This is a genomic window from Corynebacterium nasorum, assembly GCF_022345765.1.
GTDB lineage: Bacteria > Actinomycetota > Actinomycetes > Mycobacteriales > Mycobacteriaceae > Corynebacterium > Corynebacterium kefirresidentii.
The window spans coordinates 13,700-27,886 of the sequence record NZ_JAKRDR010000005.1 but is presented as its reverse complement, the minus strand read 5'-3'; the positions used below and the strand labels follow the sequence as shown (position 1 = coordinate 27,886).

General features: G+C 59.4%; 15 protein-coding genes. 8 read left to right on the top strand and 7 right to left on the bottom strand.

All coding sequences use genetic code 11. The features are described 5' to 3' along the window. Positions 1 to 20: 20 nt before the first annotated feature. Entirely contained in the window at positions 21 to 1,277 is a 1,257-nt protein-coding gene (gene serS, locus MHK04_RS05350) for a serine--tRNA ligase (RefSeq protein ID WP_023020092.1), read from the bottom strand. Between the two features lie 65 nt (positions 1,278 to 1,342). Here serS and MHK04_RS05345 point away from each other — a divergent pair, with 65 nt between their 5' ends. The 3 genes from MHK04_RS05345 to MHK04_RS05335 are packed head-to-tail and all read left to right on the top strand — an operon-like array spanning position 1,343 to position 3,549. Further along, a complete protein-coding gene (locus MHK04_RS05345) occupies positions 1,343 to 2,092 on the top strand; it encodes a GntR family transcriptional regulator (RefSeq protein ID WP_023020093.1) in 750 nt (249 codons plus the stop codon). A gap of 36 nt (positions 2,093 to 2,128) precedes the next feature. Continuing rightward, positions 2,129 to 3,202 (top strand): septum formation family protein, encoded by a 1,074-nt coding sequence (locus MHK04_RS05340; protein WP_239208189.1) that lies wholly within the window; start codon positions 2,129 to 2,131, stop codon positions 3,200 to 3,202. Beyond that, positions 3,202 to 3,549, top strand: coding sequence for a metallopeptidase family protein (locus MHK04_RS05335; protein WP_023020095.1), 348 nt, complete (start codon positions 3,202 to 3,204; stop codon positions 3,547 to 3,549). Before MHK04_RS05340 ends, MHK04_RS05335 begins: the two co-directional genes overlap by 1 nt. Here the strand turns inward: MHK04_RS05335 and MHK04_RS05330 are convergent. Further along, on the bottom strand, positions 3,546 to 4,199 hold the full coding sequence (locus MHK04_RS05330) for a histidine phosphatase family protein (RefSeq protein WP_239208188.1): 654 nt from the start codon (positions 4,197 to 4,199) through the stop codon (positions 3,546 to 3,548). The genes MHK04_RS05335 and MHK04_RS05330 overlap by 4 nt on opposite strands. 9 nt (positions 4,200 to 4,208) lie before the next feature. Continuing rightward, positions 4,209 to 5,105, bottom strand: coding sequence for a prephenate dehydratase (pheA, locus tag MHK04_RS05325; protein ID WP_239208187.1), 897 nt, complete (start codon positions 5,103 to 5,105; stop codon positions 4,209 to 4,211). Positions 5,106 to 5,138: 33 nt separating this feature from the next. Between pheA and MHK04_RS05320 the strand changes: the two genes are divergently transcribed. The 3 genes from MHK04_RS05320 (at position 5,139) to MHK04_RS05310 (ending at position 8,278) form a co-directional block, all read left to right on the top strand. Continuing rightward, on the top strand, positions 5,139 to 6,275 hold the full coding sequence (locus MHK04_RS05320) for an amidase (RefSeq protein WP_239208186.1): 1,137 nt from the start codon (positions 5,139 to 5,141) through the stop codon (positions 6,273 to 6,275). Beyond that, the gene (locus tag MHK04_RS05315) at positions 6,272 to 6,970 is read left to right on the top strand and encodes a CPBP family intramembrane glutamic endopeptidase (RefSeq protein ID WP_023020099.1); all 699 of its coding nucleotides are present in this window, start codon (positions 6,272 to 6,274) and stop codon (positions 6,968 to 6,970) included. The genes MHK04_RS05320 and MHK04_RS05315 overlap by 4 nt, the downstream gene beginning before the upstream one ends. A gap of 63 nt (positions 6,971 to 7,033) precedes the next feature. Further along, on the top strand, positions 7,034 to 8,278 hold the full coding sequence (locus tag MHK04_RS05310) for an LCP family protein (RefSeq protein WP_023020100.1): 1,245 nt from the start codon (positions 7,034 to 7,036) through the stop codon (positions 8,276 to 8,278). 49 nt (positions 8,279 to 8,327) lie between these two features. Here the strand turns inward: MHK04_RS05310 and MHK04_RS05305 are convergent, their stop codons facing one another. From MHK04_RS05305 to MHK04_RS05295, 3 genes are read right to left on the bottom strand one after another with little or no spacing between them, the layout of a single operon-like run. After that, on the bottom strand, positions 8,328 to 9,248 hold the full coding sequence (locus MHK04_RS05305) for a DUF5926 family protein (RefSeq protein WP_023020101.1): 921 nt from the start codon (positions 9,246 to 9,248) through the stop codon (positions 8,328 to 8,330). 20 nt (positions 9,249 to 9,268) lie between these two features. Further along, complete coding sequence (locus tag MHK04_RS05300) at positions 9,269 to 9,973, bottom strand: glycerophosphodiester phosphodiesterase family protein (protein WP_023020102.1); 705 nt, start codon at positions 9,971 to 9,973, stop codon at positions 9,269 to 9,271. Continuing rightward, on the bottom strand, positions 9,973 to 10,920 hold the full coding sequence (locus tag MHK04_RS05295) for an L-lactate dehydrogenase (protein ID WP_023027783.1): 948 nt from the start codon (positions 10,918 to 10,920) through the stop codon (positions 9,973 to 9,975). The genes MHK04_RS05300 and MHK04_RS05295 overlap by 1 nt, the downstream gene beginning before the upstream one ends. Before the next feature lie 87 nt (positions 10,921 to 11,007). Here MHK04_RS05295 and MHK04_RS05290 point away from each other — a divergent pair, with 87 nt between their 5' ends. Then, positions 11,008 to 12,750: an alpha/beta-hydrolase family protein gene (locus MHK04_RS05290; protein WP_023020104.1), complete on the top strand. Its 1,743-nt coding sequence runs from the start codon at positions 11,008 to 11,010 to the stop codon at positions 12,748 to 12,750. On the opposite strand, the gene msrA is transcribed toward MHK04_RS05290, so the two are convergent. After that, a complete protein-coding gene (msrA, locus tag MHK04_RS05285) occupies positions 12,747 to 13,394 on the bottom strand; it encodes a peptide-methionine (S)-S-oxide reductase MsrA (RefSeq protein WP_023020105.1) in 648 nt (215 codons plus the stop codon). The two genes, MHK04_RS05290 and msrA, sit on opposite strands and share 4 nt — an antisense overlap. Before the next feature lie 164 nt (positions 13,395 to 13,558). Between msrA and MHK04_RS05280 the strand changes: the two genes are divergently transcribed. Further along, positions 13,559 to 14,161 carry a superoxide dismutase gene (locus MHK04_RS05280; RefSeq protein ID WP_005325362.1) on the top strand — a complete coding sequence of 201 codons (603 nt, stop codon included), beginning with the start codon at positions 13,559 to 13,561 and terminating at the stop codon, positions 14,159 to 14,161. The last annotated feature ends 26 nt before the right edge of the window (positions 14,162 to 14,187 follow it).

The following is a 14,187-nucleotide window of genomic DNA, read 5'->3' as shown; positions in this document are numbered from 1 at the left end:
TCTCCAGGACGACGGCGGACTTACTGCGGGGTGAGGACATCCTTGCCCACGAAGGGGCGCAGGGCCTCAGGGACAACGACAGAGCCGTCGGCCTGCTGGTGGTTTTCCAGAATAGCAACGAGCCAGCGAGTAGTGGCCAGGGTGCCGTTCAAGGTAGCTGCGGTTTGAGTCTTGCCGTTTTCGTCGCGGTAACGGGTGGACAGGCGGCGAGCCTGGAAGGTGGTGCAGTTCGAGGTGGAAGTCAGCTCGCGGTAGGTGCCTTGGGTAGGAACCCAAGCCTCATTGTCGAACTTGCGGGCCGCCGAAGAACCGAGATCGCCACCGGCAATGTCGATGGTGCGGTAGGGCAGCTCCATGGCTTCAAGCATGTCCTTTTCCATGGATAGAAGGCGCTGGTGCATTTCCTCCGCATCTTCAGGCTTGCAGTAAACGAACATCTCCAGCTTGTCGAATTGGTGGACGCGCAGGATGCCGCGAGTGTCCTTACCGTGGGAGCCAGCCTCGCGGCGGAAGCAGGAGGACCAGCCAGCGTACTGCAGCGGACCGTTAGAGAGGTCGATGATCTCATCCTTGTGGTAGCCGGCAAGGGCTACCTCAGAGGTACCAACCAAGTACATATCATCAGCCGGGAGGTAGTACACCTCATCAGAGTGCTGTCCCAGGAACCCGGTGCCGGACATAATGTCTGGGCGGACTAGAACTGGCGGAATCATCAGCTTAAAACCAGCTTCGCGCGCCTTCTGTGCCGCGAGCATGAGCATTCCTAGCTGCAGGAAGGCACCGTCACCAGTGAGGTAGTAGAAGCGAGCTCCACCTACCTTGGCGCCACGCTTGACGTCGATGAGGCCTAGGGATTCGCCCAGCTCAAGGTGGTCCTTCGGTTCGAAGTCGAACTCAGGAATCTGGCCGACCTCTTCCATCACCACGAAGTCATCTTCGCCGCCGGCTGGGGCACCTTCGACCACGTTATCCAGCTTGTACTGCAGCTCTTCCACCTTGGCCTCAGCGGCAGACTGTGCCTCTTCCGCTTCCTTGACCTTGGCCTTCAGCTCATTGGAGCCCTCTAGCAAAGCCGGGCGCTCTTCCGGGGAGGCCTGGCCGATCTTCTTGCCAAAAGCCTTCTGCTCGGAGCGCAGTTCGTCGGCCTTTTGAATAGCAGCACGGCGCTGCTCATCAGCTTCCAAGAGCTGGTCTACGAGGGAGGGATCCTCACCTCGATTCACCTGGGAAGCACGGACAACGTCAGGGTTTTCGCGGAGTAGCTTGAGATCAATCACGAATGTAAGTTTAGCGTATTGACAACACCTTGCGGTGGTAATAACCAGCGAATTACCATGGAGTTATGTCCGCCGTTCAGCTCCCCGCCCGCACTATTACGGACGGCCCCGTTCCAAAACACGCCCAATTGCACGATATCCTCGAAGAATTGTGCCGCACGACCCTCAAACCCGGCGATACCCTCCCCGGCGAAAGGCTCCTTGAAGAGACCTACGGGGTGTCACGTATCACAGTACGCCGCGCCATCGGTGATCTCGTCGCGGCCGGGAAATTGCGCCGCATCCGCGGTAAGGGCACCTTCGTGGCCCCCAATCCCCTAGTCTCCCGGCTCCACCTGGCCTCATTTTCAGATGAGATGGGCGCCCAAGACGTCACCGCCTCTTCTAAAATCCTTACTAGCGGCCGCAGTAGCGCCCCAGAGGATGCCGCCATCTTTTTTGATACGCCCGCTAACGCCGAACATATTCACCTGCGCCGCCTGCGCTTGGGCGATGGCGAACCGTACTCCATCGACGATGGCTGGTATAACTCCACGTTCGCGCCCAGCCTTTTGGAAAATGACATCTACAACTCGGTCTACGCCATCCTCGATTCTGTCTTTGATGTCCCCATCACCGATGCGGATCAGACGGTCTCTGCAATATCGGCCGATGCGGACACTGCCCCGCTTCTCGACGTCCCCGTGGGCACCCCGCTGCTCCACATTGTGCGCTACTCCCGCTCGGGCGATAGGCCGGTAGAGTGGTGCTCCTCGGTTTATCGCACCGACCGCTATCGCCTGACTACCCGGGTGGCTAGGGAGAACAGTCTCTAGCCAGCATCCAGGTTAAAAGGTAAGATTAGGGGCCTTATGAAGAAATCACCTGCGTGGCGTTCCGCTGTGGCCGTCCAGATTGTCTTGATTGCGGCAATCGCGGCGGCCGTTTTCATGGGCATCTACGGCGTTATCAGCTCCCAGAAATCGGGCAGCGATGAGACCACCGCTGCCCAGCAGCACGATAGCGGGGATAATTCAGAAACCGCTGCCCCTAAACCGGAACCTTTCACCGCCGCGGCCGCTGGTGCCTGCTTGACGTGGGATATCGCGAAAGATGGCTCCGCCACAGGGTTCAAGGAAGTACCTTGTTCCGAACAGCACCGCTTCGAGGTCTCCAAGACCGAAGACTTAAGTGTGTACCCCACCAGCGAATTCGGACCAGATGCTACTCGCCCGGCACTTACCCGCCAACACCAATTGCGCGATGAGCTGTGCGAATCCGCCACCGTGAACTACCTGCACGGCAAGTGGGATCCCAACGGCAAGTACGACGTAGCATCCATTCTCCCGCCGCAGTCTGCCTGGGATCGCGGCGACCGCACCCTACTCTGCGGCCTGCAAACCACCGATGACCACGGCGTACCGCAGCTTAATCTCGGCAACGTAGAAGCCTCCGAGCAGGCCAACCTCACCAAGCCGGGCGAATGCTTGGCCATCGATGACAAGCAGGTTCCACACGTCGTTGACTGCGCTAAGCCGCACCAGATGGAAACCGTATCCGTCATTGATGTGGGCAAGCAGTTCCCTGATGGCTACCCGGATGGCAAGGATATGGACAAATTCCTTTCCGATACCTGCACCGCCGCTACCGAGGACTACCTCGGCGGCGAAGAACAGCTCTATCAATCCACGCTGCAACCGTTCTGGGGTTCTATCACCGAGGCCTCATGGAATGGTGGCACCAAGTCCGTCAATTGCTTCCTCGTGCATGCCCGCGCAGGCGGCGGCTTCTCTGCCATCACCGGTTCCGCTACCGGTGGCCGTCAGGCCCTGACTATCGATGGCAAGCCGCCGGAGGAGCGACCTGAGCGCAATCCGCTGCGCGAGGATAAGGACAATAAGCCAGCGCCCGAATCCGCCGCCCCTGCACCAGCCCCAGCACCCTAATGGTGGAGGTTTCGGAAGAGCGCTTCGATGAAATGGTCAACGAGGCGCTGGATCAGGTCCCCGAGGAATTTGTACGTCGCATGCGCAACCTCGTCATCTTGGTCGAAGATGAAAACCCCGATAACCCGATGCTGCTCGGGCTCTATGAAGGCGTGGCACTGCCCCGCCGCACCTTCGACCACACCGGTTTCTTGCCCGATGCGATCTTCATTTACCGGAAGACGCTGCAGCGCTGGTCCGGCAGCGAGGAAGACCTAGCAGAGCAGGTCAAGGTGACGGTATTTCACGAGCTCGGCCACTATTTTGGCCTCGAGGAAGAGGAGCTGCACCGCCTAGGCTGGGGCTAGAGCTCCGTATCTGCCCAACGGGTCAATGTCCACTGCCCAAAGTCCTTGCCGCGGGGCTCCATCACCATGAAGCGACAATTGGGCAGGTAGCCGGTATAGGCAAAGTCGGCATCAACCCCCGTGGCATGCTTGGTGACCACGCGGATGGCCGCGCCGTGGCTAACAAGGATGACATCGTGGTCGTCGGCAAGCTGCGCTGCAATGCCCTCCAGCACCGGCTGGTAGCGCGCCAGCACATCCTCTAGGGTCTCGCCGCCTTCCATGCCGGCGTCTTGCTCGCCATCGCACCAGCCGCGCATGGCCACCATGTGCGAACGGTGGGCATCCTCGCTGCCGTCCATTTCCCAATCGCCGGCAGAAATCTCGTGCACGCCGGCGATCACATCAACGCGCTGGGAAAACCCTGGAATGCCGCGCTCCTGTTCAAAGGCGCGTGCCGCCAGCATCGCGGTTTGCTGCGCGCGCAGCGCGACGGAGCATTTAAATTCCACCTCGCGCTCGCCCACCAACTGCGCTAGCTCACGGCCGACCTCCGTGGCTTGGTCGCGCCCGCGCTCAGTAAGCTCGGCCCCAGGCGGGCGAGTATCAAGAAGACGAGAAATATTGGAATAGGTCTGGCCGTGGCGCAGCAGGATGATTCTTCCGGGCATGCCTCTAGATTATTGGCCCCTGCGTGCCCGCGCTACCCATTCATCCGCCGCGGCAAGATCGCGCGGCGGCCTGCCTGCGGGGGTTGCCGCCGGCCAAGAGCCAAGGAAGAGCACGTTCTGCGCCCGCAACCACAATGCCCGGAGCGCCTCTGCCACCGGTTGGTCTTCAATATGCCCAATGAGGTCTATATAGAAACGGTATTCACCAAAGGCCTCCCGCGTTGGACGCGACTCAATCCGGGAAAGGTCCACCCCACGGTGTGCAAAGTCCTGCAGTGCTCCCACCAGGCTGCCCGGCTCATTAGGCAGGGTGAAGATAACACTGGTGCGATCCTGTCCGGTACGCGCGGTAGGCTTTCCCGGGCGCCCCACCAAAACAAACCGTGTTGCGGCGCCCTTTATATCCGCCACCCCCTGGGCCATGGTCTCCAAACCAAAGATCTCGGCCGCCCGCGCTGGTGCCGCCGCGGCATCAGCATCCCCCCGAGCCACCGCCTCGGCCGCAGCCGCATTGGAGCTAGCCGGCACGAACTCAACCTCCGGCAGGTGTTCTTTTACCCACCCGCGGATTTGCTGGAAGGCCACCGGGTGGGTACTGAGCCGTTTAATATCCTCCGTGTCCGGCCGGGTCATGATGCTAAAGGCCACGGGGATATCCACCTCGCGGTAAATCTGCACCGGTTCTCCCTCTACAAGGGCATCAAAGGTGGTGGTTACCGCGCCATCGACGGAATTTTCAATAGCTACGCAGGCATACTCGGCCTGCCCGGCGCGCACCGCGGCCACCGCTTCCGATGGAGAGCCAACCGGCATGGTCTCTACCTCCGGCAGGTGCGCGGCAAACTTGTGCACGGCCGCTTCCGTAAAAGTTCCTGCCGGTCCAAGGAAGGCGATGGTGGTAATCATGCTCGTCACCTTAGCCCACTAGACTGGTGCCCCATGGACTTTTCCGTAGAACAGCTCCGCGCGGACCTGCGCGGCCTTGCCCCAGAGGAGCATGGTTTTACCTACGTGGATCTGGACCGCAAGCCTTCCGCCTACGGCCGGCTAAGCGGCTGGGTCCTGTCCGCTAAGGATCTCTGCGATGTCCGCGGCATGCCCACTACCTTGGGAAACATCGATCGTACCTACTACCCTGAGCGTAGCGATTCCTTCATAGAGGGCTTGGAAAAGCAGGGTGCGCGCATCATCGGCAAGTCCTCCGCTCCGGAACTTGGCCTGCGTGTAGATACGGAACCGGTGGGCCTGCCCCACCCCGATAATCCCCTCTACCCCGGCTGCACCCCGGGTGGTTCTTCGGGTGGCGCGGCGGTGCAAGTCAGACGAGGATTGCTGCGAGCAGCCCACGCCAGCGATGGCGGCGGATCCATCCGCGTGCCGGCCGCGGCCTGCGGCGTCGTGGGTTTCAAACCGGCAGGAAAAGAACTGGGTGTGCAGGGCTTTATTACCCGGACCGTGGCAGATAATGCGTTTTTGCATGGACACCGCATGATCACCCCGCGCGCCCGCATCGGTCTGCTACTGGAGCCGTTGTTCTGCGATGCCAGCGTCGCTGCGCACCACCTCCGCGCCGCCCGCGAGGCCGCCCAGCGCCTACAGGCAGCCGGCTTTCAGGTAGTGCCCATTTCCCCCTACCCTCAGGCTCGGGCTACCTTTGCGCATTTCCGGAATATTTTTACCTCCCGCCTAGCGGAGCTTCACCCAGCAGAAGGCTACGCCGAGTGGATTGCCCAGCAGGGGCGGCGCGTCAGCTCTGCTGAGGTGGCCGCGGCGCGGGCACACGTTCGGCAGCTGCCGGACCTACTGGCCCAAGAGTGGGGCGTAGATGCCATCCTCACCCCGATGCTGACCACGGATCCACCGCGCACCGGATATTTCCTGTCTCTGTCCCATGAGGAGAATTTCGCAGCCCAGACCCAGTGGTCCCCGTGGGGTTCGCTGTTTAATATGGCCCAACTTCCCGCCATTTCCGTGCCGTGGACCATTCCCAATCACCCACCGGTGGGAGTACACCTAGGGGGCATTACGCTTTCCGACGCCTCCCTGCTCGGCCTCGCCCACATCCTGCACCCATGACCAAGTCTCTACGCGCCGAACTGCTCATCGTCCTCACCCTCACCTTTGGTATTTCCGGGGTGCGGGCGGTGTTGAACCTCATCAATTCCTTCGCCTCACCGCAGCGGCTCAATGAGCAATCGGTCACGCTCAACTCCAGCCAGTCCTCTTTAGCCTGGGTGGATATGGGCCTGCAGCTGTGCTCGGCCGCTGTACTCTGCTCCTATGGTGCCTTAGCGCTCTTCCTGCTGGCTAAGGACCATATTTTCCCGCGCGCCTACCGCGCCCGCGACTGGCTGGAGGGGGCAGGGCTTGCCGCACTTATTGGAATTCCGGGACTCGCCCTATATTTCACGTCAGTCCACTTCGGGTGGAGCAAAGAGGTTATCCCCGGCGATTTTGCCAATGCTTGGGTGCACATTCCCGTTTCCCTTTTTAAGGCAGCGGCTAATGCCTTTGCGGAGGAAACCGTGGTGGTGATGTGGTTTATGACGCGCTTGCGCCAGGCCCGTTGGTCCCTGCTGACAATACTTGCCGCGAGCTCTGTCTTGCGCGGTTCTTACCACCTCTACCAAGGAGTTTCTGCTGGATGTGGCAATATCATCATGGGGTTCGTTTATGGCTACTACTACCACCGCACGGGGCGAGTATGGCCGTTAGTCATAGCGCATTTTCTTATCGACGCCGTCGCTTTCGTGGGTTATTCCTTCCTGTGAAAATGCCCTTAGGGGGACGTCGCGAAGCGGGCGAAACTCCCCGCACCTTGTAAGGTATAGCGCATGACTGAATCAGGACGAGATCCGCATAGGGAGGCCCGCCGCGCCGGCGACGGTTCCTCCACTGAATTCGTCCTTGGGGCCGATGGGCGTCCCCTCAAGGATCGATACGGCCGCCCCATTCGACGCCGTTCCTCCGCCCGCCCGACGCCGCGGCGCGTCGAACCGGAACAGCAATCCTTCCGCGCTCCGCAGCCACAGCGGCAGCAACAGCCACCGCGCCGCACCCCACCCCCAACGCCGAGCCGCTACCCGAGTCAATACCGAGCGCAGCAACGCCCACCCCGTCGGACCGAACCCCGACCTGCGCCCCGCCAGCGCCCGCATAGCCGCCGCAAGAAGGTCAATCCGGCCAAGCGCGCCCTCGGTTGTATTGGTATGGCGCTTGTTGTCCTCTTGGTATTCAACCTCGTCTTCATGTTTTGGACCGATGCTCGCCTCACCCGTGTCGAAGCGCTTCCAGAAGACCAAGTGTCTAATACCGCCGGCACCAATTGGTTGCTCGTCGGTTCCGATTCTCGTCAGGGCCTCAGCGAGGAACAGCAGGCCGAACTGGGCACCGGCGGCGATGTAGGTGAAGGCCGTACCGATACCATCATGCTGCTGCACATTCCCCGCACCGGCAAGGCCAAGCTCGTGTCCATTCCGCGCGATAGCTACGTAGAGGTCCCCGGTTTTGGCATGGACAAAATCAATGCCGCCTTTACCTACGGTGGACCGCAGCTACTCGCCCAAACCGTTGAAGGGACAACCGGTCTGCACATCGACCACTATGCCGAAATCGGCATGGGTGGCCTGGCCAATGTGGTCGATTCTGTCGGCGGTGTGGACGTGTGCGTGAAAGAACCCATCAATGACCCGCTCGCCGGCATCGATCTCCAAGACGGCTGCCAAAAGCTCAAGGGACGCGATGCCTTGGGCTACGTGCGCACCCGTGCTACTGCCATGGGTGACCTAGACCGCGTGCAGCGCCAGCGCGAATTCTTCTCCGCTTTGCTGGATAAGGTGGCTTCTCCTGCCACCATTATCAACCCATTCCGCGCCTACTCCTTGGTCAACCACACCGCTTCCTCGTTCATCGTGGGCAACGGTGACCACGTCTGGCATCTTGCCCGCGTGGCGCTTGCCATGGGCTCCGGTGTGGAAACAGAAACCGTCCCCATCGGTGGGTTCCAAGACACCGAGGTAGGCAACGTAGTCCTCTGGGACGAGGAAGCAGCCTCTGGGTTGTGGGATTCCCTCAAATAGGGATCAAAAAATGGCACCTCCGCCACAGGAGGTGCCATTTTTTATGTCTTTAACGCAAGGTCACCTGGCGAGACTTGATGTTTTCGAGCTGCTTGCGCTCATCGGCGCTGAGCTGAGCATCATTAGAAATTTCCTCCTCCAGGGCCTTATCCACGCGGGTGAGGTGGTCCTCATAGGAAGCGTGGTCAACCTCTGGATCCAAGTCAAAGACTGGGGCAATAAGGCCGTGGGTGCGGAAGACACCGGCAAACTTGGTATCTTCACCGAGGTTCAGCTCACCGCGGGCGGCTACGCGTGCCAGCGCATTCAAGAATGCGGATTCATCGTCACTCGGGCGGACCCAACGAATATGGGCCTTGCCACCGCCGGCATTTGCCCAGAAAGCAGCGCCGGTGATGTTCTCGCCCACTTCGTGGGATTCGATGACGGAATCATTAGCTGCGCGTAGGGACTGCGCAATCTGCGGGGTGACCTGTGCACCCTCCGGGATCCACCATTCGAAGTCTTGGTGCACCTGCACGTCGAGGGCTGCGGAGGCGTCGATAAGCTCTTCCAGCTTCGGCTCCGAGCCATCAGCCGCAGTGGATTCCAGGGTGGCGCCAGGCTCATTATTCTTCACCCAGTTGAGGGCAAAGGCGAGGTCGCGGCCCGGGTTATGGGTATGCGACTGTACCTGCAAGCCCACGAAGGCATCGCCGCCAAATTCGGCATCACGAATTAGCGCAGCAGAAGCACCCGGCAAGACGGTGGCTACATATACGTTCTTGTCGCAGCCCTTGACCTCAAGCTTGGCAAAAGCGGAGGGGACGAACTCCTGCATGGCGACCAGGCTGGCCTCTGCAGCAAGTCCACCGTAGGGGCGGGGATCCTTTTCTAGGGCAGCGCGCTCCTTGGCGCGGGCGGCGAGCTTTGCCTGGCGGCGGGACATGCCATCAGGCAGCTGTTCCTTGTTCTTTTTCTTCTTGGCCATGCTTCCAAGATACCTGGTTACTAGAGCTCAATGGCATGCAGGGCCACTTCGGGTTGGTTGGTAGCGAGCATATCCACCCCATTGGCCCACGCCCACTTCATATCCTCCGGCTTATCTACGGTCCACAGGTAAGTAGGCAATCCCTGGGCACCGATAATTGCTGGCTGTAGCTTCGCACGCAGCAAGGATACGCCCAGAGCGGTGGGCTTGGACAACATCACATCGGGCCGGTTGACGTGGCGTTCCCAATCGCGGCGGAGATAAATCCGGTCCATATGCGGCGCCAAGTTTTGCATCCGCCGAATGGCATGGTGGGAAAAGGAAATGATGTGGATCCGGGGATCGTCGAAAAGCCCCGCATAACGCAGGCGCAGCACCGTTTGCTCCTCCAGGATGTCGCCCTGCCCGGAGGGGTGCTTGGTCTCGATGTATAGGTGGTGCGGTTTGCCCTCGAGTAGCTCCAAGAGTTCATCGAGAAGCATCATGCGTTGGCCCGAACCGATGTCCACGCCGCGCAATTCTTCCCAGTCCAGCTTGGAAATGCGGCCGGGGCGCCCCGCAGTGCGGTCCAACGTGGGATCGTGTTGGACCACTACCTTTCCATCGCGCGTCAAGCGCACATCGCACTCGACGCCATGAATTGGCAAATCTAAAGCCTTCTCAAAAGCTAGAGGGGATAGCTCTGGATATTTTCCGGAGTATCCCCTGTGGGCGACAATCTTCACTAGCCGAAGAACTCTTCCTTGATGTCATTCAGGGTCTTCGCAGAAGCATCGAAACGCTCCTTTTCGTGCTCATTGAGCTGCAGCTCAATCGCGCGCACGATGCCGGAACGATTGATAATGGCGGCAGTGCCGATGTAGAGATCTTCTACGCCGTACTCGCCCTGCAGATACGCAGACACTGGCAGAGCCACGTCCTGGTTCTGGATGACGGCGGCGGTAATGCGGGCTAGGCCCATGCCGATGCCGAAAGAGGTAGAACCCTTGGCATCAATGATGGAGTAGGCAGCATCGCGGGTATCTTCGAAGATCTTCTCGATGCGCTCAGCGTACTCCGGATCCGTGTCGAACTTCTTGGACAACGGAACACCAGCGATATTGGCAGTAGAGACGGCCGGCAGCTCGGAATCGCCGTGCTCGCCCACGATGTAGGCGTGAACGGACTTCGGGGCAACGCCTTCTAGCTCACCCAACATGTAGCGGAAGCGAGCGGAGTCCAGCACGGTGCCGGAGCCGATGACTCGCTTGTGGTCCAGGCCGGAGGCCTTCCATACGGCGTAGGTCAGGATGTCCACTGGGTTGGAGGCGACAAGGAAGATGCCGTCAAAGTCATTGGCCATGACATCGGAGACGATGCTGTTCATGATCTTGACGTTTTTGCCCACCAGGTCGAGGCGGGTTTCGCCCGGCTTCTGTGCGGCACCGGCGCAGATGACAACCATATCGGCGTCTGCGCAATCGGCGTAGGTGCCCTTGGTGACGCGAGTGCGGGTGGGGGCCCAAACAACGCCGTGATTGAGGTCCATGACGTTGCCCTCTAGCTTCTTTTCATCGATGTCGATGATTGCCAGGTGGTCAACGATGCTTTGGTTGATGAGAGCGAAGGCGTAGGCGACTCCCACGTCGCCGGCGCCGATGAGAACTACCTTGTTTCCTACATGATTTGCCATGACCCCATTGTGCAACTTTTTGGGGGGTTTTGCACGGGCTAGATCTCACCCTGAAATTCCCACCGAAATCTGGGACAATCGGGCATTATGAAACGCGCTCTCCGCCGCGCTGCACTAATCGCTCTTGGCGTAGCCGCGGATCTCACGCCCATCGTCCGTATGACCAGCCGGCAAACCTTACCGCCCAATATGTCGGCTGGAATTTTGGGTGCGGAATTAGCCACGTGGGCAGCAATTTCACCCTCTCTCCTCCCTCGCCCGTGGTGGGTGACTGCCGCCAATGTAGCCATTGGCCAGGGCATCGGACATTTGGGGGCGGCTTCGACAAGCTTCCTACTCAACAGCATTGGTAAGCGCCCCCAGGACCGCCTGGGGCCACAACATCGACAGATCCTGCACCTTGCTATCGGCGCCGGCACCGCCTTTAATGCCGTACTTTCGTTGCGCAACCAGAAAAAGCAGGCGGAGTTAGTAAATAAACAGCTCGTGCGCGGGCCCGTTACGGCGGCGATCGGCTTGGCCGCTGGCACCGCAGGCTATGGCACACTACTGCTTATCGGGGAAGCCACACAGCTGGCCGTTACTAAATTATCGCGCCAGTTGGGACGCTGGGTTCCGGCGCTTATCGCTTGGCCGGTTGTTACCGCAGGACTGAGCCTAACGGCCTTTGCCCTTTCTGATCGCGTGGTTTTTCGGCGCTGGTTGCGCTCACTTTCGCACCAAGCGCAAAGAATCAATAAGCAAATTTTCCCCGGCACCTCCATGCCTTGGGAGCCGGAGCGGTCCGGTAGCCCGTGGTCGCTCGAGCCGTGGTCGGCGCTGGGGCAGCAGGGGCGCCGCTTTGTTTCTAATGGCCCCCGCGCCCGCGATATCCGCATGGCAACGGGAATCAATGCGAAAGAGCCCATCCGCATCTATGCCGGATACATTCCGGGGCGTTCCTTCCGGCAATCCGCAGAGAAAGTTCGCGCCGAACTCGAGCGCACTGGTGCCCTAAGGCGCGAAACTATTGTTATCCAGATGCCTGCGGGTTCGGGATGGATAAATAATTGGGGCGCGTGCTCCTATGAGTTTTTAACCGGCGGTGATTGCGTCACCGTCACCATGCAATATTCCTATCTGCCTTCGGTCTTTGCTTACCTTGTAGATAAAAACGCCCCGAAGCAGGCAGCCCGCGAATTGATTCGGGTGATACAAGAAGAAATAGATAAGCTACCGGAGGAAAACCGCCCTCGGCTCTATTTTGCAGGTGAATCGCTTGGAGCCTACGCCATTATGGATAACTACCATAATGTGGAGGACCTACTTTCTGCCTGCAATGGCGCCGTCTTTTCCGGCCCTCCACGCATGACGCATTTTACCCAGCGTTTGCGCCGAGACATTGGCTCTTTGGAACGTCTGCCCGTTATCGATGGCGGTAAACATGTGCGCTACGCAGCGGCCCCGGACCACACGCTGCACGACGCCTTTGGCAACGACTTCGCCCATACCTGGCGCCGGCCCCGCATGCTCATTGCCCAACACGCTTCCGACGCCATCGTGTGGTGGGACCTGAATCTCCTTGTGCGCAGGCCCACATGGATCCATGAACCGCAGCCGGAGGCCCTGCACGCGGATACCTTCCGGCAGCTGCACTGGGTGCCATTTATTACCTGGTGGCAAATTGGCTTGGACCAAATCAATTCCCTCAACGTCCCCGGCGGGCACGGACACAACTATTTTGAGGAAATGCTCTGGTATTGGGACGAGGTTTTAGGATCCCAATCGCGCCAATCGCTCACCCCAAAGTTGGCTAAGAAGATTGCCCGCTTCATCCGGCGCGACGCTTAATCGCACTTCACCCCGGTGCTGTGGTGCGGGCAGTATCCATTGGGCACCTTATGTAAATACTGCTGATGCTCGTCCTCAGCTAGGTAGTACTCCCCGGAATCTGTATCGGAGAGAAGTTTAACCTCCGTGGTGGTATCTCCGAATCCGAATTCCTTGAGCTTGTTTGCATAGGAATCCACGATGTCCTGGATTTCTGCCCGCTCATCCTCCGTGCGTGGATAGAAGGCAGAGCGATATTGCGTGCCTACATCATTGCCCTGACGGAAGCCCTGGGTGGGATCATGCGCCTCAAGGGCCTGCACCACAAGATCACGCAGGCTGATGCGTTGCGGGTCATAAACCACCTGAACCACCTCGGCATGGTTGGTCAGTCCGCGGCATACCTCGTAATACGTAGGATTCGGGGTAGTGCCACCCGCATAGCCCACCGAGGTGGACTCCACTCCTTCTGTCTCCCAGAACATCTTCTCCGCACCCCAGAAACATCCCAGTGCAATGAGGATGGAGCGCTGCCCTTCTTTCCACGGTCCGGTAATCGGCGTTCCTAAAACAGCATGCGGGGCAGGGGCCAGAATCGGTTCGGCTCGCCCTGACAGGGCTTGGTCTGCGGCAACGAGCTTGGGCTCTGGTTTAAACATCCACATGAGGCATAGCTCCTTCCTTATTCCTTCTTCCCAACGTTGTACTGCGAAAAGCTATTCCACAGCCAGTTAATTTTCGCGCTGGTTCCACAATTCGAATTAATCATGGCGAAATCTTTCAACCGTGCCTATCATCGGGACACGTACCCGAAGAAAGGATTAAATTAATGGCTGTTTACGAACTTCCTGACCTCCCATACGCATTCGACGCACTGGAGCCACACATCTCCGCAGAGATCATGGAGCTCCACCACGATAAGCACCACGCAACCTACGTTGCTGGCGCTAACGCTGCACTCGAGGCGCTCGAGGAAGAGCGCAACGGCGAGGCTAACCCGGATCGTATCCGTGCCCTGTCCAAGAACTTGGCATTTAACCTGGGTGGCCACACCAACCACTCCATCTTCTGGAAGAACCTATCCCCGAATGGTGGCGGCGAGCCAACCGGCGAGCTGGCAGAAGCTATCAACCGCGACTTCGGCTCCTTTGAGAAGTTCAAGGCTCACTTCTCCGCTGCCGCTACCTCCCTGCAGGGCTCTGGCTGGGCAGTTCTGGGCTACGACCACATTGCTGGCCGCCTGATCATCGAGCAGCTGACTGACCAGCAGGGTAATACCTCCATCAACTTCACCCCGCTGCTGATGCTGGATATGTGGGAGCACGCTTTCTACCTGCAGTACAAGAACGTTAAGGCTGATTACGTAAAGGCCGTATGGAACGTCTTCAACTGGGATGACGTTGCTGAGCGCTTCGCTGCAGCCACCAAGTAACTCCTTTTAGTTACACAGGCCGCCCC